The sequence below is a fragment of the Methylorubrum populi genome, from assembly GCF_002355515.1.
GTDB lineage: Bacteria > Pseudomonadota > Alphaproteobacteria > Rhizobiales > Beijerinckiaceae > Methylobacterium > Methylobacterium populi_A.
Window position 1 is genome coordinate 4,225,596 of the sequence record NZ_AP014809.1, and the last position, 22,759, is coordinate 4,248,354.

Annotated in this window: 13 protein-coding genes, 1 tRNA gene and 11 pseudogenes; 15 read left to right on the forward strand and 10 right to left on the reverse strand. The window is 57.4% G+C overall.

The genetic code is table 11. From position 1 onward, the window contains the following. Window positions 1–2: 2 nt before the first annotated feature. The 6 genes and pseudogenes from mdoH to MPPM_RS19620 all read left to right on the forward strand — a co-directional run bounded on the left by mdoH (window position 3) and on the right by MPPM_RS19620 (window position 6,879). Entirely contained in the window at window positions 3–2,171 is a 2,169-nt protein-coding gene (gene mdoH, locus MPPM_RS19600) for a glucans biosynthesis glucosyltransferase MdoH (RefSeq protein WP_096486498.1), read from the forward strand. 140 nt (window positions 2,172–2,311) lie between these two features. Beyond that, a tRNA-Ser gene (locus tag MPPM_RS19605) sits at window positions 2,312–2,401 on the forward strand. A 454-nt stretch (window positions 2,402–2,855) separates the two neighbouring features. Then, window positions 2,856–3,008: pseudogene (locus tag MPPM_RS29000) on the forward strand (transposase); the annotation flags it as partial. Beyond that, complete coding sequence (locus MPPM_RS19610; protein ID WP_244573583.1) at window positions 2,975–3,955, forward strand: IS3 family transposase; 981 nt, start codon at window positions 2,975–2,977, stop codon at window positions 3,953–3,955. The pseudogene MPPM_RS29000 and the gene MPPM_RS19610, both read left to right, overlap by 34 nt. A 606-nt stretch (window positions 3,956–4,561) precedes the next feature. Continuing rightward, on the forward strand, window positions 4,562–5,872 hold the full coding sequence (locus tag MPPM_RS19615; RefSeq protein WP_096486499.1) for a UDP-glucose dehydrogenase family protein: 1,311 nt from the start codon (window positions 4,562–4,564) through the stop codon (window positions 5,870–5,872). Window positions 5,873–5,925: 53 nt separating this feature from the next. Beyond that, window positions 5,926–6,879 (forward strand): UDP-glucuronic acid decarboxylase family protein, encoded by a 954-nt coding sequence (locus MPPM_RS19620; RefSeq protein ID WP_096486500.1) that lies wholly within the window; start codon window positions 5,926–5,928, stop codon window positions 6,877–6,879. A 244-nt stretch (window positions 6,880–7,123) separates the two neighbouring features. Here MPPM_RS19620 and MPPM_RS29375 read toward each other — a convergent pair. From MPPM_RS29375 to MPPM_RS19640, 5 genes and pseudogenes are all read right to left on the reverse strand, one after another. Continuing rightward, window positions 7,124–7,496, reverse strand: a pseudogene (locus MPPM_RS29375) (transposase); the annotation flags it as partial. Between the two features lie 342 nt (window positions 7,497–7,838). After that, window positions 7,839–8,591, reverse strand: coding sequence for a class I SAM-dependent methyltransferase (locus tag MPPM_RS28095; RefSeq protein WP_157914216.1), 753 nt, complete (start codon window positions 8,589–8,591; stop codon window positions 7,839–7,841). Window positions 8,592–9,368: 777 nt separating this feature from the next. Continuing rightward, complete coding sequence (locus MPPM_RS19635) at window positions 9,369–10,358, reverse strand: IS3 family transposase (RefSeq protein WP_348529779.1); 990 nt, start codon at window positions 10,356–10,358, stop codon at window positions 9,369–9,371. Beyond that, window positions 10,316–10,468, reverse strand: a pseudogene (locus tag MPPM_RS29010) (transposase); the annotation flags it as partial. The gene MPPM_RS19635 and the pseudogene MPPM_RS29010, both read right to left, overlap by 43 nt. Window positions 10,469–10,588: 120 nt before the next feature. Next, a pseudogene (locus MPPM_RS19640) lies at window positions 10,589–11,143 on the reverse strand (IS3 family transposase); the annotation flags it as partial. Between the two features lie 3 nt (window positions 11,144–11,146). Between MPPM_RS19640 and MPPM_RS19645 the strand changes: the two are divergent. Both MPPM_RS19645 and MPPM_RS19650 read left to right on the forward strand, forming a co-directional pair. Beyond that, window positions 11,147–11,614: pseudogene (locus tag MPPM_RS19645) on the forward strand (transposase); the annotation flags it as partial. Window positions 11,615–11,620: 6 nt separating this feature from the next. Continuing rightward, window positions 11,621–11,902, forward strand: a pseudogene (locus MPPM_RS19650) (transposase); the annotation flags it as partial. A 368-nt stretch (window positions 11,903–12,270) separates the two neighbouring features. On the opposite strand, the gene MPPM_RS19655 reads toward MPPM_RS19650, so the two are convergent. Next, window positions 12,271–12,876, reverse strand: coding sequence for a CatB-related O-acetyltransferase (locus MPPM_RS19655; RefSeq protein ID WP_096486502.1), 606 nt, complete (start codon window positions 12,874–12,876; stop codon window positions 12,271–12,273). 821 nt (window positions 12,877–13,697) lie between these two features. Between MPPM_RS19655 and MPPM_RS28100 the strand changes: the two genes are divergently transcribed. The 3 genes and pseudogenes from MPPM_RS28100 to MPPM_RS19665 all read left to right on the forward strand — a co-directional run. Beyond that, window positions 13,698–15,419 (forward strand): glycosyltransferase family protein, encoded by a 1,722-nt coding sequence (locus MPPM_RS28100; RefSeq protein WP_157914217.1) that lies wholly within the window; start codon window positions 13,698–13,700, stop codon window positions 15,417–15,419. 47 nt (window positions 15,420–15,466) lie between these two features. Further along, window positions 15,467–16,396 (forward strand): glycosyltransferase family A protein, encoded by a 930-nt coding sequence (locus MPPM_RS19660; RefSeq protein WP_096486503.1) that lies wholly within the window; start codon window positions 15,467–15,469, stop codon window positions 16,394–16,396. Between the two features lie 235 nt (window positions 16,397–16,631). Continuing rightward, a pseudogene (locus MPPM_RS19665) lies at window positions 16,632–16,895 on the forward strand (IS110 family transposase); the annotation flags it as partial. 1,148 nt (window positions 16,896–18,043) lie between these two features. On the opposite strand, the pseudogene MPPM_RS19670 reads toward MPPM_RS19665, so the two are convergent. The 4 pseudogenes from MPPM_RS19670 to MPPM_RS28410 all read right to left on the reverse strand — a co-directional run. Next, a pseudogene (locus MPPM_RS19670) lies at window positions 18,044–18,310 on the reverse strand (transposase); the annotation flags it as partial. 17 nt (window positions 18,311–18,327) lie between these two features. After that, window positions 18,328–18,947 (reverse strand): annotated as a pseudogene (locus tag MPPM_RS19675) (IS5 family transposase). Window positions 18,948–19,084: 137 nt separating this feature from the next. After that, a pseudogene (locus tag MPPM_RS19680) lies at window positions 19,085–19,423 on the reverse strand (hypothetical protein); the annotation flags it as partial. Then, a pseudogene (locus MPPM_RS28410) lies at window positions 19,417–19,551 on the reverse strand (IS5/IS1182 family transposase); the annotation flags it as partial. The pseudogenes MPPM_RS19680 and MPPM_RS28410, both read right to left, overlap by 7 nt. A 622-nt stretch (window positions 19,552–20,173) precedes the next feature. Between MPPM_RS28410 and MPPM_RS28580 the strand changes: the two are divergent. From MPPM_RS28580 to MPPM_RS28110, 4 genes are all read left to right on the forward strand, one after another. Further along, window positions 20,174–20,617 (forward strand): hypothetical protein, encoded by a 444-nt coding sequence (locus MPPM_RS28580; protein WP_173807929.1) that lies wholly within the window; start codon window positions 20,174–20,176, stop codon window positions 20,615–20,617. Window positions 20,618–20,727: 110 nt separating this feature from the next. Then, complete coding sequence (locus MPPM_RS19695; RefSeq protein WP_096486504.1) at window positions 20,728–21,063, forward strand: DUF3768 domain-containing protein; 336 nt, start codon at window positions 20,728–20,730, stop codon at window positions 21,061–21,063. A 1-nt stretch (window position 21,064) separates the two neighbouring features. Continuing rightward, a complete protein-coding gene (locus MPPM_RS29020; RefSeq protein WP_244573360.1) occupies window positions 21,065–21,796 on the forward strand; it encodes a hypothetical protein in 732 nt (243 codons plus the stop codon). Between the two features lie 90 nt (window positions 21,797–21,886). Beyond that, window positions 21,887–22,705 (forward strand): hypothetical protein, encoded by an 819-nt coding sequence (locus tag MPPM_RS28110; protein WP_157914219.1) that lies wholly within the window; start codon window positions 21,887–21,889, stop codon window positions 22,703–22,705. The last annotated feature ends 54 nt before the right edge of the window (window positions 22,706–22,759 follow it).

Consider the following 22,759-nt stretch of genomic DNA (forward strand, 5'->3'; position numbering starts at 1 on the left):
CGATGCCCGACCCCGCCGCCAGCGTCTCGACCGTGATGGACCGCCCCGCGCCGCTGGACGAGCGGGCCGAGGCGAGCCTCGATCGGGCCGCCATGCCGAAGCGGGCGCCGCTGGCGATGCCGGTGCAGGACCTGCGCACCCGGCTGGCGACGCGCCGCGCCGGCGGCGGCGGGCCGCTGCTGGCGCGGCTGTTCGTGTTCGGCGGGGCCGCCGCGCTGACCGCCTACGGCGGGTGGCAGATGTACGAGGTGATCTCGGTCTCCGGCGGCGCCACGTGGCTCCAGTACGTGCTGCTGGTGCTGTTCGTCCTGAACTTCTCCTGGATCGCCCTGGCCTTCACCGCCGCGCTTCTCGGCTTCGCCGTGCTGCTGCGGCGCGACCGTCCGACAGCGCTTCCCGCAGGTCTTGCCACCCGCACCGCCATCGTCATGCCGGTCTACAACGAGGGCAGCGCCCGGGTCTTCGGCGGGCTCCAGGCGATGTACGAGGCCGTCGAGGCCACCGGCCTCGGGCGCCATTTCGATTGGTTCGTCCTGTCCGACTCGACCCAGGCCGATGCCTGGATCGCCGAGGAGCGCGCCTTCCTGGCCCTGCGCGAGGAACTCGGCCCCGAGGCCCGGCTCTACTACCGCCACCGGGAAAAGAACCATCACCGCAAGGCCGGCAACATCGCCGACTTCGTCACCGGCTGGGGCGGGGCCTACGACCACATGCTGGTGCTCGACGCCGACAGCCTGCTCACCGGCGCGTGCATCGTGCGGCTCGCCGCCGCGATGGAGGCGGATCCTCAGGCCGGCATCATCCAGAGCCTGCCGCTCATCATCAACCGCAACACGCTGTTCGCCCGGCTCCAGCAATTCGCCGCGCGCATCTACGGCCCCGTCATCGCCACCGGCCTCTCGGTCTGGTCGGGCCGCGACGGCAATTACTGGGGGCACAACGCGATCATCCGGATGCAGGCCTTCGCCGAGGCCGCGGGCCTGCCGGACCTCAAGGGCCGTCCGCCCTTCGGCGGCCACATCCTCAGCCACGACTTCGTCGAGGCGGCGCTGATCCGCCGCGCCGGCTGGGGCGTGACCATGCTGCCGCAGCTGGAGGGCTCCTACGAGGAGAGCCCGCCCTCGCTGATCGACCTCGCCGTGCGCGACCGGCGCTGGGCGCAAGGAAACCTCCAGCACGCCCGCGTCATCGGCGCGGCGGGGCTCGCGCCCGCCTCGCGCCAGCACTTCGCCACGGGGATCGCCGGCTACGTCGCCTCGCCGCTCTGGCTTGCGCAACTCGTGATCGGCATCGTCATCGTGCTGCAGACCGCTTGGGTGCGCCCGGAATATTTTTCGGCCGAGTTCGGCCTCTACCCGGTCTGGCCGCGCTTCGACCCGGTGCGCGCGCTCCAGCTCTTCGCCCTGACCATGGGCATTCTGCTCGCCCCGAAAGTTCTCGGCCTCATCCTCGCGCTGCTCGATGCCGAGACGCGGCGGGCGAGCGGCGGGGCCGGGCGGCTGATCCTGTCCTTCCTGATCGAGATCCTGCTCTCGGCGCTGATCGCCCCGATCGCGATGCTGATCCAGTCGGGCTCGGTGTTCCAGATCCTGGCCGGGCGCGACACCGGCTGGAACCCGCAGCGCCGCGACGACGGCTCGATCCCGGTCTCGGACATCGTGCGCCGCCACCGCTGGCACACCGGCCTCGGTGTGGTCACGGGCATCGCGGCGTTTGCCATCGCCACCTCCCTGTTCCTGTGGATGTCGCCGACGATCCTCGGCCTCGTCCTGGCGATCCCGCTCTCCTGGGCGAGCGGCCAGCTGGCGCTCGGCCTCGCCCTGAAGCACCGCGGCCTGCTGGTCACCCCCGAGGAGCAGGCACCGCCGGCCATCGCGCAGCGCGCGGGCGAACTCGCCCGCCGCAACGCGGCGCGCGGCTTCGACGATGCCGACGCGCTCGCCGCCCTCCACGCCGATGCCGCCCTAGCCCACGCCCACGCGGCGATGCTGCCCGAGGGCAGGTCCCGTCCGCGCGGACAGATCGACGCCGACCACACGCTCGCCCGCGCCAAGATCGTGGAGGCGGAGACCCTGGCGGAGGCGCAGACCTGGCTCACCCCGAAGGAGCGCTTCGCCCTGCTCCACGACCGCGCGACCCTCGATCAGCTCTCGCGCCTGCGGCCCGCCTGATCCTCGCGCCCCGGCCCATCCCGGGCCGGTTCGAGCATGACGCCCCGATCCGCACATCGCACGTTGACGCTGATCCCCGCGCGGCCATAGACAGATTTCTGTCTCGGAACCGGGTGCGATCGCCCGACTCCGGACGCCAGGGAAGGGTGGCCGAGTGGTTTAAGGCAGCGGTCTTGAAAACCGCCGTGGGGGCAACTCCACCGTGGGTTCGAATCCCACCCCTTCCGCCAATTGAGCCATTCAAGTAATTGTAGTCGTTATTATTTTCTTCTTGATTCAGGTCGCAATCCCTTAAATCAGCCCACATTTTTTGGCTACTTGCACTGAACTCTACCGAACCTCCTCGGACATTCGCTGCGCTACTCGCCTCAATGCTGTCCGCCACGGCTCCCAGGTACCCCTTGTACGATGAGATGCATGATCCCGAGCACGACCCAGTCTCCGCCGCTCACACAGTGTCAGGTTTGTACGAGTGATACCAAGCCTCGTTGAGCGGGACTCACGCGGGGTAGCGGTGCGGAAAGGGGTGTGATTCTGTCGTCGAGGTTTGAGCTTGAGGAGGATGGGATGGCTGCTCCTGTGCCGTTGCGGCCGGACTTCGATGCTGACGTCCCCCCATCGCTTTGGTCCGGCGTGAGTGCGAGTTTTCCGGTTTCGTGAGCCCCTGAGGGGAGGAGCAGAGCCGTGAAGAAGAGCAGGTTCACCGAAGAGCAGATCGCCTTTGCACTGAAGCAGGCCGAGACCGGGACACCGGTCGCGGAGGTGATGCGCCGGATGGGCATCTCCGAGCAGACATTCTACCGCTGGAAGAAGCTCTACGGCGGCTTGGGCACGGGCGAGTTGCGGCGGCTGAAGCAGCTCGAAGACGAGAACCGCAAGCTCAAGCAACTCGTGGCCGATCTGAGCCTCGACAAGCACATCCTGCAGGACGTGCTCGCAAAAAAGCTCTGACGCCTGCTCGGCGACGCGAGCTCGTGCACCAGGTTCAGGAGGCGCACGGGGTGAGTGAGCGGCGCGGCTGCGCCGCGCTCGGCGTCGGCCGGTCGGGCGTCCGCTACCGCTCGACCAAGCCCGATCAGGCACCGCTGCGGATGCGCATCTGCGATCTGGCCAAGAGCCGGGTGCGCTATGGGTACTTCCGGATCTACATACTGCTGCGCCGGGAGGGTTGGCGGGTGAACCATAAGCGGGTTCACCGTCTCTACCGGGACGAGGGGCTGAGCCTGCGGCTCAAGCGGCCGCGCCGGAACGTCAGCGCGGCACACCGTGAGCGTCAGCCTGCTGCGCTCCGGCCGAACGAACGCTGGTCGATGGACTTCGTCTCCGACGCGCTGTTCGACGGCCGCCGGCTGCGGGCCCTGACGGTCGTCGATGCGTTCACGCGCGAGGCTCTGGCGATCGAGGTCGACGAGGGCATCAAAGGCGAGCAGGTCGTGGCTGTCGTCGGCCGCTTGGCGCTGCTGCGCGGAGCACCGCGCGCGATTCAGGTCGATAACGGGCCTGAGTTCGTCTCGAAAGCACTCGACCGCTGGGCCTACGAGAATGGTGTCACGTTGGACTTCTCACGGCCCGGCAAGCCGACCGACAACGCGCTGGTCGAGTCGTTCAACGGCCGGCTGCGCGACGAGTGCTTGAACGCGAACTGGTTCTTGTCGTTGGCCGACGCGAGGAGCAAGATCGAGACGTGGCGGCGGCACTACAATGAGAGCCGTCCTCACACCGCCCTGGGGTGGCGAACGCCCCAGGAATTCGCCCTGGCGGCGGCCCTGCAGGCCGCCGAATGAGATCCGGAAGCTCACCTTTCGGCCGGACCAAAATCCGGGGGACCGTCACACAGCCCGAGAACTTGCATAGGCTGTGGACCACAAACCGGAGCAACTCTACCTGCTCGAAAGCCATACCTCAGGGCGGACCACTTCGATGGGGGGATCATACTGAGCGTGCGTGGCGGAGTATCCTTGCCGTGGGGGATCTGATTCGATAAGGCGAACCAGGAGAGCCATGTCTGCTGCCGTGCCGCTGCGCAACGACTTCCACGCCAGTGTTCTGAGGCGTTTCACCCGAAGCAGCTGGGATGTGGGCCGGAGCCGCTGATTGCTTGCGCTAGCTGCGATCTACGACGACGCACGGCGGCGGCTCGGATCGGATCGGAGCTATATTCGTATTAGGGATAGGATTTGTGGCAGCAACCTTCAAAAATGAGTGTCGCCGTACACGACACTACGAACATCTATTATACCAGTTATAGATCGCAATGCTAGAGAAATGTATCAAGCAGACGCGCATTTGACCCGCCCACTTGAGCTCATCGATATAGCTAAGACGAATGACCGACGATCCGAAGCCAGACCTACTATAGCATATATCTAAGACAGAAAAAGGAACGTCAGATGCGCGTAGTTATGTTGGGAGCCGGATACGTCGGCCTAGTTTCCGGTGCTTGCTTCGCTGATTTTGGTCATACAGTTGTATGTGTCGATTCCGCCGCCAAGAAAATTGAGGATTTACAGGAGGGGCGCATACCAATATATGAGCCAGGGCTTGATGCATTAGTAGCTGAAAATGTCCGCCAGAACCGTCTTTCATTTACCACAAATTTAGCAGAAGCAATTAAAACTGCAGATGCCATCTTTATAGCGGTCGGGACACCATCTCGGCGCGGCGATGGCTTCGCTGATCTATCTTATGTATACCAAGCCGCTAGAGACATCGCCCAAAATGCAACGGGGCCTATTGTAGTCGTTACTAAGTCAACTGTGCCAGTAGGTACGGGGGATGAGGTCGAGCGAATCGTAAAAGAGCTGCGACCTGACATCGAAATTACCGTTGCATCAAATCCAGAATTTCTGCGCGAAGGAGCGGCGATCATAGACTTTAAGCGCCCTGATCGCATAGTCGTTGGAGCCAATGACCCACGTGCCGCAGCAGTCATCGGCGAAATTTATCGGCCCTTGTACCTCAATCAAGCGCCAATAATTGTCACTTCACGGAGAACTGCGGAGTTAACTAAGTACGCTGCAAATGCGTTTCTTGCAACCAAAATTACTTTCATCAATGAAATTGCAGATCTTTGTGAGCGTGTAGGAGCCGATGTCCAGGAAGTTGCTCGCGGTATTGGGCTCGACAATCGAATTGGACGAAAGTTCCTTCACGCGGGTCCTGGCTATGGGGGCTCGTGCTTTCCGAAAGATACACTAGCATTAGTGAAGACGGCTCAAGATTGTGGTACGCCCGTGCGGATCGTCGAGGCAGTAGTTGCTGTGAACGATCAGCGGAAGAGGGCGATGGCACGCAAGGTAATCCAAGCTTGCAGAGGAAGCGTTCGGGGCAAACGCATAGCAGTATTGGGCCTGACCTTCAAACCTGACACTGACGATATGCGAGATGCGCCATCGTTGTCAATTATTGCTGGGTTGCAAGACGCTGGTGCATCGATAATTGCATACGATCCGGAAGGGATTAGGCAAGCAAAGGCGCTTCTGAGTGATGTGATTTATGCCGACGATGCCTACAGTTGCGCGCAAGAAGCCGATGCAATAGTTATCATCACTGAATGGAATGCTTTCCGAGCTCTAGATCTAAATAGACTGCGAGAAGTAATGCGAGATCCGATTCTTGTCGATCTGCGTAATGTCTATCCGCGCACAGAAGCCGAGAAAAATGGATTTAAATATACCGGGGTAGGAATAGGTATGCGATGATCTCAACAAACATATGATCCCACGCCCGAAAACTCAGATGTACGGAGCATACTATGCGCTACGGGACGACAAAAAAAATCCTTGTTACAGGAGGTGCTGGTTTTCTCGGCTCACATCTATGTGAGCGTCTGCTAGCTCAAGGACACGAAATATTATGCGTAGATAATTTCTTTACTGGAACAAGACGCAATATCGCGCACTTACTCGGAAATTCAAATTTTGAGATGATGAGACATGACATAAGTTTTCCGCTCTATGTTGAAGTTGACGAAATATATAATTTAGCTTGTCCTGCGTCGCCTGTTCACTACCAATTCGATCCGGTACAAACGACAAAAACGAGTGTTATTGGCGCCATCAATATGCTGGGCCTGGCTAAACGCGTCAAAGCAAAGATTTTGCAGGCGTCTACATCGGAAGTTTATGGCGATCCAGAGGTACACCCGCAGCCCGAAGAATACTGGGGGCGGGTCAACCCAATTGGTTACCGATCATGCTACGACGAGGGTAAACGTTGCGCTGAAACGTTGTTTTTCGATTACAGGCGCCAACACAACGTTGAAATCAAAGTTGTGCGCATTTTCAATACTTATGGCCCTAGAATGCATCCGAACGATGGTCGAGTTGTTTCAAATTTAGTATTGCAAGCCTTGCGTGATAAAGATATCACACTATATGGAGACGGTTCGCAGACCCGGTCGTTTTGTTACGTCGATGATTTGGTAGATGGATTCATGAAAATGATGGAAACGGGGGCAGATGTAACCGGCCCGATAAATATTGGCAATCCGGGAGAGTTTACTATTCGACAGCTGGCCGACACTGTTATCGAACTCACCAATTCTCGTTCAAAAATTGTTTATCGTCCGCTCCCTCCTGACGATCCCCGGCAGCGCCGCCCTGATATATCGAAAGCACAGGCAATTTTGAATTGGAACCCAACAATCGAATTGCAAGAAGGACTCAAACGCACAATAGAATATTTTGAGAAATATGTGCGCCTGTGAAATATCATAGATTTATTCCAATTCAGCTTAGACCTGAGTGGTTCAATGGTGATGTGATTATGGCGTCATGCCTCAAGTCATGACAAATAAAAAACGCGAAATGACTGTGTCTGCTACTTATACACACGAACAATTGAGATGGGGATACTAATCGATGCAGGAATAAGTTGTAGATGTGATGCAGTTCTCAATTTATCGAATCGGGAAAATTCCCGCGGATGCGGTGTGGGTTTAGCCTGTGCGTCCTCTTGCGGAGGCGCACATCGCCGAACATCAGTGCGAGCCTGCGGCGGCCTCGCGAGCGAAAGCGGCCAGCAGGCATTCGAATTGTGATCCGGCTATGCTTATAGGGGATCGTCCGGGTGGCCGCGGTTGGGATGGTGGCGATCGCCTTGCGGCTCTTCAGCCAATCCCTCGGGCTCTGTACGTCGCAGGCCTTGTCGGCAATCAGGTGCTCGGGTAGCACTACGGCCCGCAGCATAGGCAGCGCCATGCTGATGTCGGCCACGTTGCCCGGCGTCAGGGTGACCGCTACCGGTTAGCCACGACCATCGGCCAAGCAATAAGTAGATTTTGCTCGTAAATCCGCCGCACGAGCGGCCGACGGCTTGGATCCACTACGCTTGATTTCAGCCTGAGATAGGTCACGAGCCAATCCGGGCCGGCGAACCGCGCCACGATTCCTACGGCAGCGATCAGCCCGACCGCAACCACCAGGTCGATGTCCGGAACCGTCATCAGACACGTGACGTTCGCGCTGGCGCGGGTCTGGCGTGCCAGTCGACGCTCGGCGACCTTCAAGCCCTCACTCAGTCAGTCGTACTTGCGCAGGTGCTAGGCGACGGCATCACTATAATGGTTCGGGCTCGCAGCCCATCGTCTACGGGTGGGGCTGGCCCGCACTCGCGTGCTCTCGGTGCCCCGTGTCCCGGACGGGCTAGACATGGTGATGAGCTAAATCAATAGAAGTTGAAATGCGTCGTCATCTTTTCTGGCATGTCGATGACCGATGTACTAACTACACCCATTTCTTCGTAAAATTTTTCAAAACCAATCGCCGACAAGTCATACGACATCATTTTTTTTACATGCGATCTGTAGTTCTCTTTTAAATAAGATGACTTCGGATCTAGATTCGTTATCAGCAGTAGCCCGGTCGGGTAAGCATCAAGGGAAAGTATTTCCAAATCGGGCCGATCTCTTTTCAGAAGTAATGCTGTCCGCCAGACATCACCTGTCCACCAACCAGATCGAGAATCCTTAATCGCAACGATGCCATCATCTCGCCGTGATGTCATAGGCATCTCTGTTGGCAAACAGTCATGAATGGCAATCACTGAATTTCGTGATGAATTCATTTCAGTATTGTAGAAATCTCTGAGCAGAAATTCACAGCGATGCATACCATCTAAAAACGATAATTGAATCGGACTCCCAAAGATCGTTCTTATATCAAACTTAGCGAAGAAGTCATCTGATGTCATTTGATACAACATTGTGATAGTTTTTCTGCTGAAAACTTCTGGATTTGATATTTGGAAGTTTGGGTCGATCCCAATTGTATTGCAATCAGATAAGGCCAAGGTATCTCCATACTTTGTTCCAATCTCTAGATAATTTGCTGGTTTCATTACATTATGAATGCGGCGAAGCATTTCGATATAATCCAAGCCCGATAAGTCTTTTTCGATTATTTTTGATGATTCTACCACAACTTTACTCCTTCGAGCGCGTGTTCCGCATACCAAAGCGAAGATGTTTTCAACCTTACATGATAGACCTGCCTTTCACAAACCTGTACAATCCCAAATCTATGATCCGAAGCATTCATCAGCGATCAAAATAATAGGCCAAGTTGCTCGATATCAAGAACCCGATCAAATCATCCGTAGCAACTGGGGAGGGGTACTTCCATCGACAATTCAAGACCAAGGCTTTACTTGATGATAATTACTGAGCCGAAGCAATGACGCCTCTGTCTACGACACTATTATGCTTATTTGTCAACAGCGCCGATGATGCAGCACTTTTCGCTCTTCATAGTTTATTTGGATCCACATAGCAGGCGGAGCTTAACGCTTGCCGATCACTTCTATCGGCTTTGATGATATAGTTGGGATTAGCTGTCCAAGCGAAGGGTTTCAGGTCGCCGTAAGCATAGGCGACAAAGTACTTAATGGCGGCGTGGACCTCGCCGAGCAAGCCATTTAACGCAACCGCCGGCTCGTGAGCTGGCAAAAGATATTCGCTCGCGTCTGGATACAGCGGTATCCGATCATGCTGCAACAGCCAAGTCGTTTTTGTGTCTGGTGGCCGCGACGTAGTTTCTGCATCTGGTCGAGGTGAACGCCCGGCAATGCTAGCAACGTGAGACCGCCCCGGCTGATCTGACTGAGGCGCCCCGCTGCATCCGCCACCTCATTGCCGATAAGGGATACGATTGACGGTCCCCCGGATTTTGGTCCGGCCGAAAGGTGAGCTTCCGGATCTCATTCGGCGGCCTGCAGGGCCGCCGCCAGGGCGAATTCCTGGGGCGTTCGCCACCCCAGGGCGGTGTGAGGACGGCTCTCATTGTAGTGCCGCCGCCACGTCTCGATCTTGCTCCTCGCGTCGGCCAACGACAAGAACCAGTTCGCGTTCAAGCACTCGTCGCGCAGCCGGCCGTTGAACGACTCGACCAGCGCGTTGTCGGTCGGCTTGCCGGGCCGTGAGAAGTCCAACGTGACACCATTCTCGTAGGCCCAGCGGTCGAGTGCTTTCGAGACGAACTCAGGCCCGTTATCGACCTGAATCGCGCGCGGTGCTCCGCGCAGCAGCGCCAAGCGGCCGACGACAGCCACGACCTGCTCGCCTTTGATGCCCTCGTCGACCTCGATCGCCAGAGCCTCGCGCGTGAACGCATCGACGACCGTCAGGGCCCGCAGCCGGCGGCCGTCGAACAGCGCGTCGGAGACGAAGTCCATCGACCAGCGTTCGTTCGGCCGGAGCGCAGCAGGCTGACGCTCACGGTGTGCCGCGCTGACGTTCCGGCGCGGCCGCTTGAGCCGCAGGCTCAGCCCCTCGTCCCGGTAGAGACGGTGAACCCGCTTATGGTTCACCCGCCAACCCTCCCGGCGCAGCAGTATGTAGATCCGGAAGTACCCATAGCGCACCCGGCTCTTGGCCAGATCGCAGATGCGCATCCGCAGCGGTGCCTGATCGGGCTTGGTCGAGCGGTAGCGGACGCCCGACCGGCCGACGCCGAGCGCGGCGCAGCCGCGCCGCTCACTCACCCCGTGCGCCTCCTGAACCTGGTGCACGAGCTCGCGTCGCCGAGCAGGCGTCAGAGCTTTTTTGCGAGCACGTCCTGCAGGATGTGCTTGTCGAGGCTCAGATCGGCCACGAGTTGCTTGAGCTTGCGGTTCTCGTCTTCGAGCTGCTTCAGCCGCCGCAACTCGCCCGTGCCCAAGCCGCCGTAGAGCTTCTTCCAGCGGTAGAATGTCTGCTCGGAGATGCCCATCCGGCGCATCACCTCCGCGACCGGTGTCCCGGTCTCGGCCTGCTTCAGTGCAAAGGCGATCTGCTCTTCGGTGAACCTGCTCTTCTTCACGGCTCTGCTCCTCCCCTCAGGGGCTCACGAAACCGGAAAACTCGCACTCACGCCGGACCAAAGCGATAAGGGGACGTCAGATGAACCGCTCCGGATTTTCCGGAGGCCATTTGGTTTGGGTTAGGCGGCCACCTCGGCCTTGCAATAGTTGCGCGCTTCGGCCTCGAGAGGAGGTTTATGGCCGATGGGTTCGAGCAGGCGACGCGTGTTGACCTAGTCAACCCACTCCAGGGTGGCGTACTCGACCGCCTCGAAGCCCTGCCACAGACCGCGCCTATCGATGACCTCGGTCTTGAACAGGTTGATAACCGTCTCGGCGAGCGCATTGTCGTAGCTGTCCCCAACGCTGCCCACGGAGGGCTCGATCCCGGCGGCGGCGAGACTCTCGGTGTAGCGGATGCTCATGTATTGCGATCCTCGGTCGGAGTGACAGACGAAGCCGCCGCCGGCGAAGGGACGGCGCTCGTGCAGGGCCTGCTCCAAGGCATCGAGCACGAAGTCCGCCCGAGCCGAGCGAGACACGCGCCAACCGACGATGCGCCAGTCGAAGGTGTCGATGACGAAGGCGACGTAGGCGAAGCCGTCCCATGTGGCCACGCAGGTGAAGTCGCTGACCCATAACGCGTTCGGCCGAGGTGCCTTGAACTGGCGGCTGCCTCGGTCGAGCGGGCACGGGCCACCGACAGCGTCCGCGTCGTCGGAGAATGGGTAACCCACCGCCGACGCCGTGAGCAGTCTCTCGAGGGGGCGCCCGGCAGGGTGCCATCTGCGCGTCTTCTTACGCGGCTGATGACGACCGGGTGGGACAGCTTCAACAAGGTCGAGGCCGTGACGGTTGCGACGATCGAAGCGGCGGTACCGACGCTCGACGAGGCCCGTTCTCTACTCTCCGGCTTCCAGGCGATGATCTGCGAGCGGAGACCACCAGATTTCGACGCTTGGATCGATACGGCCGCCCACCGGCTCCTCGCGTCCTTCGCGAAAGGCCTATCGAGAGACAGAGCAGCTGTTGCCGCGGCACTGGCCGAGCCGTGGTCGAATGGCCAAACCGAGGGGCAGATCACCCGCCTGAAGCTCGTGAAACGAGAGATGTTCAGGCGAGCCAAACTCGATCTGCTTGAAGCGCGGCTCATCGCCGTTGAGTGATGCCGACTGCATTGCGAGCGCGCCAGACCCTCTTTTGCACGCCGATTGACACCGATGACGGGCGTTCGCGTCCGCGGCTATGTCGAAGAAACCATCGTCCCAGCCGTCCGACCCGGTAACACGATCGTGCTCGACAATCTGCCCGTCCACAAGGTCAGCGGTATCCGTGAGCGCATCGAGGCGGCTGGCGCACGCTCGCTCTACCTGCCGGCCTTTTCACCCCACTTTGATCCGATCGAACGCGTCTTCGTCAAGCTCAAAGCCAAAGTGCGCGCCGCGGTGGCCCGCATGTCACCCTGCCGATGCTCGCCCACGCCTACGTCGCCGCTCTGCGCCGCGCGGCTGGACGGGCTCGCTTTCATCGCCCGGCCGCGTGCTGGAGTTGGTGCACATTGGAGTGCGTCCGCCCTGGGCCCCCTGAGCACCTGCAGCCGCCCTCCGTTACAGACATCAAGCACCTATTAGCCCGTTTCGTTCTTGCCGTCGCCCCCGTGCGCAGGTTGCTGATGGCATGGTCCCTCTGACGACCGCATTCCACCTCCGCACGGGCAGCCCATCTGCGGTCCCGCAAAAAATTCCGCCTGTAATATTAGTTGCACGAGAGGTACTTCAAATCAGATTCCTGGTAAGTAATCAACGCATCTCCTACGAACAAATCACCGACGCAACAAAGCTTCAGCGGTATTTAAGAATTCGTCTATATTTTGCGAAAGCATATAATCAAAAATTTCGCGAATATGCGCGTGTGGCCAATCCCACCATTTGATTTTCAACAATCGGTCGATTTGCTCCGCGGTGAAGCGTAGTCGAACGACGCGCGCCGGGTTGCCTGCGACGATCGCGTATGGAGGAACATCTTTAGTAACAACTGCTTTATGACCCACGCATGCGCCATCTCCGACCGTGACACCAGACATGATACTTGATGATGAACCAAGCCAGACGTCATTCCCGATGTTAACGTCTCCATTTGTTGCTGGATGGCCGCTCATACTGGTAGCAAATGGATCTAACGAGCTAAACGGAAACGTCGTCACCCAGTCAGTACGATGATTGCCGCCCAACAGGATTGAAACGTCTGAGGATATAGAGCAGTATTTTCCAATTGTAAGGCCGACATTTTCACCCCACCAAAATATATTCGGGGCACCATAAGTGTATTCTCCAATATTTCTCAAATATTCCCGACTATCATTTTCAATATAATCTTTAGTTATCGGAACGCCACTGGATGCATAGGCCTCTTTCAAGAGCTGATCCATCACTTTCCTCGCATTTGACGCGCTGTATTACTACGATCGGAGTCCATTAAATCCGCAGCACTTTACACACAACCCCGCCGCCGGCATGGCTGGCGCAACGGGAAGCAGAGTATCGAAATGCTCGTACACCAAAAACCTGGCAACGGCTGAACGCGGCGGGGCTTAACAAGAATCGTGCGTAACCTCGGCGGCTGATCAAACAGCTCCGGGTTTGCGCCCTAACTGCACACGATTGCAGCCGACCGCGAGACTGGCGGGCTGGCAGCGACGGAGGGTTAGGGAAGTCTGCCTTCGTCGGTGTCGTCCAGCGCGCCACTGCACGACACAATCGAACGGCGCCACGGCAAACGCATCGCGGCGTAAGGCATCTACTGCGATTCCGTGCGCTCGTCCGACAGCCATTTCATCGAGGCGACCGGCCTGGGTTGAATGAGCCTCATCCTGCTGGCCGAATCCTCCGAGGTGGGGCGTGCCTCGACGCTGCTGGCAAAGACCGCATTCGTGCCCTCCGAACGCCCCCGCTGGGTGCACCCAGACTCGCACAAGTCACCACGCCCGCGAATCCCCAGTCTACGTCACAGCACCTGGACGTTTCAATCCAGCACACCGAGCGCCTCGCCGAAGCCGGCTATCATAATAGACGATGAGATGGACAATCAGCAGGGATACCCTCTAAAAGGCGGCGCACAGGAGACGTAACGGCACCCACCTAGCCATCCAAGTTGCGACATCGCATGGCAAATCAGCGACCAATTGCTTAAATTGAAAGCATCGGCTATGGACTGTGCACAGCTATACTTAGCGGAAGGTTGAGGTATAATATGGACGAAAAATTTGTAGTTCGAGGTTTTTACGAAGACGAAGTGTTTGTCGTAAAACAAAACACTGAACAAAATCTGACCGTCTCGGAGGATGGTATTTTGTATTTCGACGAAAGTCGAGTAAGTCTTATAGATGGGAACTACTATTTGGATCATTTGCATTGGCAGAATTCAAATCAAAATGTCAATTTCGTAAATATCAGCAACAATGTTGAGGGATACGAAAAAGTTCAAGGCGAGATCGTTTTATCTATACACGACTATAGCGAACACACAGGTCCAACAGAGCTGACTCAAAGTCAAAAAATACCGCTGCGTAAAAATAATTTTTACAATTTCACTATTTTTGTAGCAACCCATCGCTCTAAGGCGGCGGTAGTCATTCAGCTATTAGATAAAAATCAGATCGTATTACGTGAGATTGAAAAAAATGTTCCTGCCGATATTGCCGGGGGAAAGCACCTTAGTTCGTACATGCTCGTACGGGAGCAGTTCCGTGTTAGGGAAACAGAACATTACTTTCGTCTTAAGCTGCGCAAAGAATCAACTATATATGGTGACGATAGCTTCATGTTTGTTGTTTTACCTAGTTTAAACATTTTGCGATCGAACGGTAGTTTAAAAACATTCAAAGTTCCTACTTCATTCCAACAGATGCTTTTCGAAGCTATTGAAATTAATAGCACGCTGATTGTCGTCAAATCGAAAGCATCCGATATAGATCAGCTAGGAATTAATATTTTGCCAAATAATGTATTTGGCACCTTCAATGCGGACAAAAAAATGGGCGGTGATGAGCAAATTTTAGCAAGTGTTCCTATCACAAGCTTCAAACCTTCTGACTTTCACTTAAATAGACACCTACCTGCTTTCAAAGACTTGAAAGTTGTTATCGGAACCGTCCTGTATAATAATACCCAGCATGAACTATCAAATCTGAGCTATCAATCCAATCGATCGGTGGCTTATGCTAAGAGAGAATTCGGTCTTAGGAACATCAATATCGTATTCGAGTTTATTTTTATTGACAATTCTTCGAGTAAACTCACCGTCCCTGAAACAATGAGAGATTGGATATCTTTCGAGAATTGGACGAACACTGGATTTGCGGCGGGCCACAATCTTCTAATGAGTCGTTCATTCGACGAAACATTGAGCGCTGATTATTATATTATGGTCAACCCGGACGGATACCCTCTCGAAGATTGCTATTATAATATGATTAATGCCGCGCATTACTATTCTGATGTTGGCCTTGTGGAGGCATCACAATTTCCAATCGATCATCCAAAGAATTACGATCCAATCACATTGGAAACGCCATGGTGCTCAGGTGCCTGCTTGCTGGTCAGTAAAGCGGCCTATGAAAGCACAATGGGTTTTGACGAAAAATTTGTCATGTATTGCGAAGATGTTGACCTTTCATGGAGGGTGCGGGATGCCGGCCTCAAGATCCTATACATACCTCGAGCCGCATTTTTCCACGATGTTAGAGATAGGTCCAGTAAGCAAACCCGCAAAAGCATGTTGGTAAGTGGACGTTATCTAGCTCATAAATGGGGAGCACCTGATTTTCTCAATTGGGTCGAAGAAATGCTAGTTGCTGAAGGTCATTTTCCGGCTAGGGAGTACCTACCTTCATTAAGCGAGCAGATGATAAAGAGAGTTCCCGACTTATGCGAATTTAGGCAAGGATTTTACTTTTCCCTGCCACGCTGGTAGCGCGAGATGATCGAACGTAATAGAGATTGACAACAAGGTGCAATAGAATGGCGGATATCAGCGTAATAGTTCGAACTCACAATGTTAAGCGATTCGCATATCTAAAAAGGGCTCTCCTGTCCCTATCCGTGCAGCAAGATGTAAGTTTAGAAGTCGTTCTTATGACGCAGGGATTCGCATCTGACGCGCTGTGCTTGGTTCAGGAATGGGTAGACAATAATATGTATTCACTTCCAGCCATCGAGGCCGTCAAGGTAATCAATGTAGATCAGAATGACGAAAGAAGAGATCTTCGATGCAGGCTTTTAAATATAGGACTTTCTCAATCGAGCAGTCGATACCTTGCGATACTTGATGACGATGACTTAATGTACCATTTTGCGTACAAGCAGCTCGTCGCCGATTTAAAGCAAACCGGTGCAGCCGTTGCGTTCGGCAGGTGTGTCCGTGTGGAGGGAACACTGCGGGGCGACGTATTCAGCGCCACTAGCAAGACAACACCCTTTAATGGTTCTACTATCATAGATCTAATCGTTGACAGTTTCTGTCCTATTCATTCTTACGTTTTTGATCTCGACCGAATTCGCAAAGATGAACTATTTTTTGATGAAGATGTTCCGTACCTTGAAGATTATCGATTGCTGCTGAGGTTGATTCCAAATCACAATTTTACGTTCAGATCGATGGACGAAAGCATCTGCGAATATTGGTTTTTCAACAATATGATAAACACAACAAACAAGTCGGCAGATCCCTTTTCCACAGAAGCCCAAATATGGCGGAAGGCGTATGTGTTAACGGAGGAACTCAAATCGAACCTATCTGTCAACATCAAACAAATAGATCTCGAACTCTGGGCGCGAAACCGAATTTACAACAACATTCCGAATGATATAATTATAGATTCTGCGCGCAATTGTATCGACGATCTCAAATTATCGACTGATCTTTTTTACAGAAAAAGCGGGGTGCGGTAGATAAGTGTATTAGATACTCAGTAATTTGACTTGAGAGCCCATCCGGCGAGGGTTGGCTTTAGCGTTGAGGGGGCCTAGACGTTATTATAAACCTGCTGATGCGCCAGTTTTGCAGGGATGCAGCCCCGCCGCGGCTACCTGTCCTATGTCAGAGAAGAATTGGCTCTGGTTGCCCCTTCCCTGACACTGCTGCCAGAAGCCGCTGTCAAGCGCGAGCACAGTCTGGGGGAGGTGTTCAACGGGCTGCGGCAAAGAGCGCCTCGGCCGTACCTCGCGCAAGGGCGAGGGGACGCTGCGCCGCCTGCTCATCATCGCTCCCAGCGCGGTGGTGCACTGAACCAAGCGCAAGGGCGTGCCGGCCGACTCGTGGCTCGGCCGAATGCTCGCGCGCAAGCCGCCGATGCTGGTCATCGTGGCGGTGGTGAATAAGAACGCACAAATCGCGTGGGACCTTCTGACGAAGGGCGGGATCTACCGAGCTCCGGTCATCACCGAGTGATAGGATACCTCTTCCGAAACGGCAGAAACAACACGCTCGCATAGATCGAGGGGCAAGGATGAAGGCATCAGCATCTTCCTTCACCCCTCAAGGTCCCAACCCAGCCGGGCACGGCTCTAGCAACTTTCGTCATGCCACGGCTTGTGATCGCGCTACGCGTGGACGCAGTAGCGTACGCGTTGCTACATCGTCGAGCAAAAATTTCTTAGAAAGAATCGTTCAGACGCTTCCTCAATGACATGATCTGCTTCGGCTACGATAGACTCTATAATTTCGGAAAAAACCCCATAGTTGTCTCTTCGGCTCGCCCATACAAATCGAACTTCTCTAAAAACGTATGAGAAGAGTTGACTTAGGGCAGAGTTAGAATGCGAATCGCCAATTAGAAGCACTTTTTTGTCTATCGGAGCATTACAGTTTTCGTACAATCTATGAATACCGCTTGTTGTTTTCTCGGCGTTATAATCTTTAACGCAATGCATATGTGACATAAACATGCACAATGGTTCGGCCTCTGAAAATCTAGACGCTAGGTCACATCTATATGGCACAAAATCAAATGGGATCGTGAAAGAAGGTAAATCATAGCCGAGATTACTGATTATATAGTTGAAAAATTTAACGTACGATCCTGTGCTCGGGTGCGAGTCGAATGCTCTTATTCCCAAGATTGGCTTGAAACAATCGAAGCCATTATAGCAATCCACCAACTTTGCGCTAATTGAGGGTGACATAGTAAGAAGCGCATGCCGAAGGCCGGCGTCATGACTAGGATTCTCTACAATACGATTATTTTCCGGAATTACTGCGAAGATGTCAACATTTACTCCCGCGTTGATACGGTCGTCAACATTAAGCAGCTCGTTCGAGAGCGTACTGTAGTTGTTAATTCCATCTAAAAGCAGCGGAATAATTTTACCGTCCAGCTCTACCGAGCCCAGATCAAAAGATCGCAAATTTCCTTCTAAGCTCTCATACAGCTGGAATAATTTCAATCCGTATGCGGCATGAGCGAAATCATTGGAGTACATGCATAATTTCCAAAGGCGGTCCACTTCGAACTCATTACCACCCCGAGATATTCTTTGGATTTCAGAGTATGACAAACTACCCTCCATATGGCCCGCCCCGTCCGCAAGTAGCTCTGGACCCGCACAGCATTGCCCGAGCTGTGGGTCCCCCTGCCGAAGCGTCGGCATTGCGGCCCGGGTGTCCCGGATGAGCGTCTTGCGCAGGTACTTGCTGCCGCCGCCAGTGATTCCGACGAGCTTCAGCTTCCCGCCCGTCGTCACCTGTCGCGGCACGAGGCCGAGCCAGACTGCCAGATCACGTCCGCGGGCGAAAGTGGACCCGTTGCCGAAGGCCGAGACGAGGGCGGTCGCGTTGAACGCGCCGATACCTGGGTTCGTGGCCAGCCAGGGTCGAGACGCGATCAGCACCAGAAGGCGATGACGGCGGCGAGCGCGAGGGCTGAGGCGTAGTCGCGGACGAGCTTGTCGTGGCGGATACGGTGCTTGCGGCCGCGCTTGCCCGGGATGACGGGCGTGATGCCCTTCTCCCGCAGGTCGGCGCGCAGCCAGCTGGCGTTGTAGCCTTTATCGGCAGCCAAGGCGGCGGATGCGGCCGGGCGCCTCGGCCAGCACGGCGGGCGCAGACGTCACGTCGCTGGCGTTGCCCGACGTCAGCAGAAGGACGCCGGGGCGGCCGAGCACGTCGGTGAGCGCGTGGATCTTCGTGGTCCGGCCGCCGCACGACGGGCCGATCCCTTGCGCGCGAGCCCCCCTTTGCCCCGTGGGCGGAGCGGTGGGACCAGACATAGGTGCTGTCGAGGGCGGCCGTGTAACCGGCCCAGCCCGCCTTGGCTAGGGCGGCCAGAATCGCCCGCCAGAAGCCGCGGCGGGACCAGCGGTTGAAGCGGTTGTAGATCGTGGTGGGCGGACCGTACGCGTCCGGGCAGTCGCACCAGCGGCAGCCGGCGGTGATCACGTGAGGGATGCCGGAGATGACCTGCCGGTCGTCGTTGCGCTCGGGCCCGGGCTGGTTGCGGGGCATGAACAGTTCGATCACCGCCCACTGGTCGTCCGAGAGCCAGAATAGGTCCGCCGTCGCCGCCCCCAGGCTGCAAACGACCGCCCCGAATCACAAAACCAAAGCCCGCGCAACACCTTGGTTCGGTTCTGACCCTAGCACGCATCCCCGTCCGTACGAGCCTGCTCGACGAACTCGGCATCAAGTGCGACGACGCTTTGGTCAAGGAACTGCCATTGCTCGCGCACGTCCGCCACGAGAGTGCGCATGCGTGGCGTGAGTGACGCACCCACATCCGTATCGAGCGACTCCGTGAGGCAGGCAGCGAGTTTGGCGCACCCCTGGGGGATGACGTGGCCGCGTTTCAGCCGGATGGCGCGGATCTGGTTCGTCAACGCCGTGCGCTCGCCGACGAGTTGGTTGCGGACCCGGCGCAGGGTCTATACGTCGAGATGCGCCTCGGACTTGAGGGCCACGAACCGCATGGTCGGGCGCGTAGCCCCAGGATGAAGCCTTCCAACGCAGTTCGATCCGAAGCTTGCGGCCGACCACCCGTCAGCTTCTCAAACTCAGGCGGCAGAAGAGGCCTCAAAACGGCCGACAGTTCGTTAGGTACGAGAGCGTCCATGCCCTCTCAATCAGCCCAACCCGGTTTTTCCCACGTTTTAAGATGCCGTCAACCCGACGTTCCGGAAAAGCCGGCTCTTTCAGCGCCAGCGCGGGGGCGCCGACTGCACGACGGACTGTAAAGGAGACATCATAAAAAATTACTGCTTGGCTCTGACAGCATGCCCGTGATATGTTAAACACACGCCAGCCGTTTTTTATGAGACTTCCAAAATGGAAAACATCAAAACATGCATTCAGCCAGCTAGAGATGCTTGTCATACAATCGTGCCTGCGTTTGGAAATCAGAATTTTGATGACCTATTTGGTCTCCTACCAAGCAGAAATACTATACCGAAAATTGAATTAAATCTGAACCGACTTGAAGACTGCTATGTAGTGTTTGAGCCAGGCGCAGATGGAATTATTTTCGATAGGCACGGCCATCCCGCTACGTCCTCCCCGAACGCCCCTCCAAGACCCCGAAGCCTCTCGGCTGCGCTCCGTCCGCACCGCCGCCCTCGCGGCAAGGAGCCTCCCCGCGACCTTCCACCCCGTCCGCATCATTGTCGTCCCCGAACGCAGCCGAGCTGCGAGCAATCGCTGACAAGGGGTCGGAGGCGACATCGCTCAGGGCGCAGGAAATGAGCGCGGCGGAGACCGTGGCCCTGCCGGCGAGTGGGAGCGACCGCAAAACCGGCAAGGACAGTCTAATCAGTACAACCACCTCCACGGCAGTCGGCGCCGAAAGGAAGGGCGGCGCTGCCGATGCAAAGGTCAGCGTGTCCGGTACTGCTGGTACCGCGGCCTCCAGCTCAGAAGCTGGCTTGCTTCCTGCGGCGGCATCGAACGCACCCCGTTCCGATCATCGCACCTTCATCGGTCAGCCCACACCGCGTGACTCTGCCGAAATTGGCCTCGGCAGCGTCGTGCTCGCCCATGAGGGTCCGGACGAGGGCTGGCGGGAGGCTGAGGTGATCGGCATCAACGGCCGGGTCTTCTCGCTGCGCTGGCGCGACTACCCCACCCAGCCGACCATTCTGCGCACGACCACCGAGCTCGCCCTGCTGCCGCCCGGCGAGGCGTAGTCCAGATCGCGAGAACCACGCCCAGGCCGCCCGATGGCCTGGGTCGCTCAGCGGCAGCGCCGCCCCGGTCGCCAAACACCCCCCCTCAACTCTCCTCTCGAAAGATTTCTATGACCGACATCCTCGATGTGGGGCGCGTTACTGCGCTCAACGACATCCGGCGCCGCTCGCTCAGCGGCGGCACGCTGGTACTCACCGCTGGCATTGTCGCGCTCGGCCGCGAGCGCCAGCAGGGCATCCTCGACGCCATCGCCGCCTTCGACCAGTTCGGGCCCGACAACGATCCCCACGACGAGCGCGACTTCGGCGCGCTGGAAGCAGCGGGTGAGCGGGTGATGTTCAAGATCGACTGCTACGACCGCTCGGGGCGCTTCGCCTCGCCCGATCCCGCCGACACCAGTGTCACCTTCCGCGTGCTCACCATCATGCTCGCTGGGGAGTATTGAGGTGAGCCGCTGCGATGGGGTGCGCCCCAATGATGATGCTCCCCAGATTCGAGGTTCGCCGACGCGGCGGCGCCTGCTCGCGCTGCTGAGTAGCCTGCCCATCATCGCCGTGCAGTCCGAGGGCGCCGATCAGCGTCGCGCCGGCCTAATGGACATTGTGGTCGATGCCGATCCGATGCCACGGCTGTTTGCCGAGTTTCAGGCACTCCTCGACCAGCACGCCGCCGCGATCGGGACCCGCGACGGCATCGAGGCGGCCCTCGTCGACCGGATCGGCTGGCCGCGCGTGGCGCTGCCAGGCGGTTCGGACAGCGGGCCGCGCTACGCGGCTGAGCTCGCAGAGATCGCGCGAGCTGTGCCACCGGGACGGCGCCGTCAGCGGCTTGAGCAACGCCCGCGGTGTCGGCAGCGGCGGTGGGACGAAGCGGCCGCAACAGTGGGTCTCGCGGAGGCCGATCTGCACGAGGCGGCACTCGACGGTGCCGTCCTGGTGCGGGCGCGGGCGCTGACCCGGCCTAATGATGACCGAGCTGATGCGGGTAAACGCTCCGAGATCAGCGAAGGCGTCAGGCCACACCATCGACGGGCTGACATGCTTCACACTCCTACCAGCGCGCCGCGGCGCGAAGCGTGCGTCGACGGATCGATCGGCCAGCGCCTCCGGCGAGGGTCAAGTGGGGTAAGAGCAGCGGCCGCAGCGCCGCATAAAGGCGAACCGCGTTCACTCCGTTGATCTGGCCCTTGTACTGCTGCAGCGAGCCCCGCTCACGCTGCCACAGCTGATACTGCTTTCGCGGCATCTTGGCGGTGTACCAGAGGACTGATGCTTCGCAGTCCTGTGGCCTTTACTGACGCGATCGCCGGTGCCATCCACAAGGGGGAGCGTGGGGCCCACGGCCACAAACATCAGGGCATCGCGATGTGCGTCGGCATCGCCCGCGAGGTCTGCGAGCGTTTCCCGCTATTCGAGGAGTTGCGTGAGGCGCCGTGCCTCCAGGGCAACAAGAGTGTCCAGGCCGCTACCGAGGAGAATTTCACGAAGCTCGTGCCCTTCGCCGTGGTCGCCCGCTCGTTCGAGGGCACGGAAGCCACTGAAAACCGGATCCGCGTGTACGGCTATGTGACGGGCTACTTTGTGAACAAGAGTATCGCCGTGCCGCAAATCCCCAAGCGGATCGAGACGATGGAGGGCATTGAGGGCGTCTACGAGAAGGTGAAGGCGAAGAAGCGCCAGGCGCGGGATGAAGCCAAGTCCGGCGGCTTCGGCGACAGCGAAAGGCAGGCGTTGAAGCCGGACAAGCGCGAGCCGGCGGCCGCCAAGGTGGCACGGGCGTTGGACAAGAGCGATGCTGCGGCGCATGAGCCATCCAAGGCATTGGGCGAGCGCCTGACGGTCGAGGCCATCACGAAGAAGTGCCTCCTCGTCAATATGCCATCAAAGGAGGAGTTGGAGCGGTACCGCGACGGTTCGTGCCGTCGCGGCCAGCGCCGTCGCTTGGACATCGTCTACCGCGGCACTGACGCCGACGGCCTCCATGTTTGGGAATACGTCTACGGCCGCGATGTCGGGACCAATCTCTCGTCTCACGAGGACAACGACAACGACCTGGACTACGAGGACGAGGACGAAGACGCTGCGTAGTCCCGCCCGAGCGGCCAGGGAACACGAAGCTGCTGTCTGCGGCAAGCTCGCGCG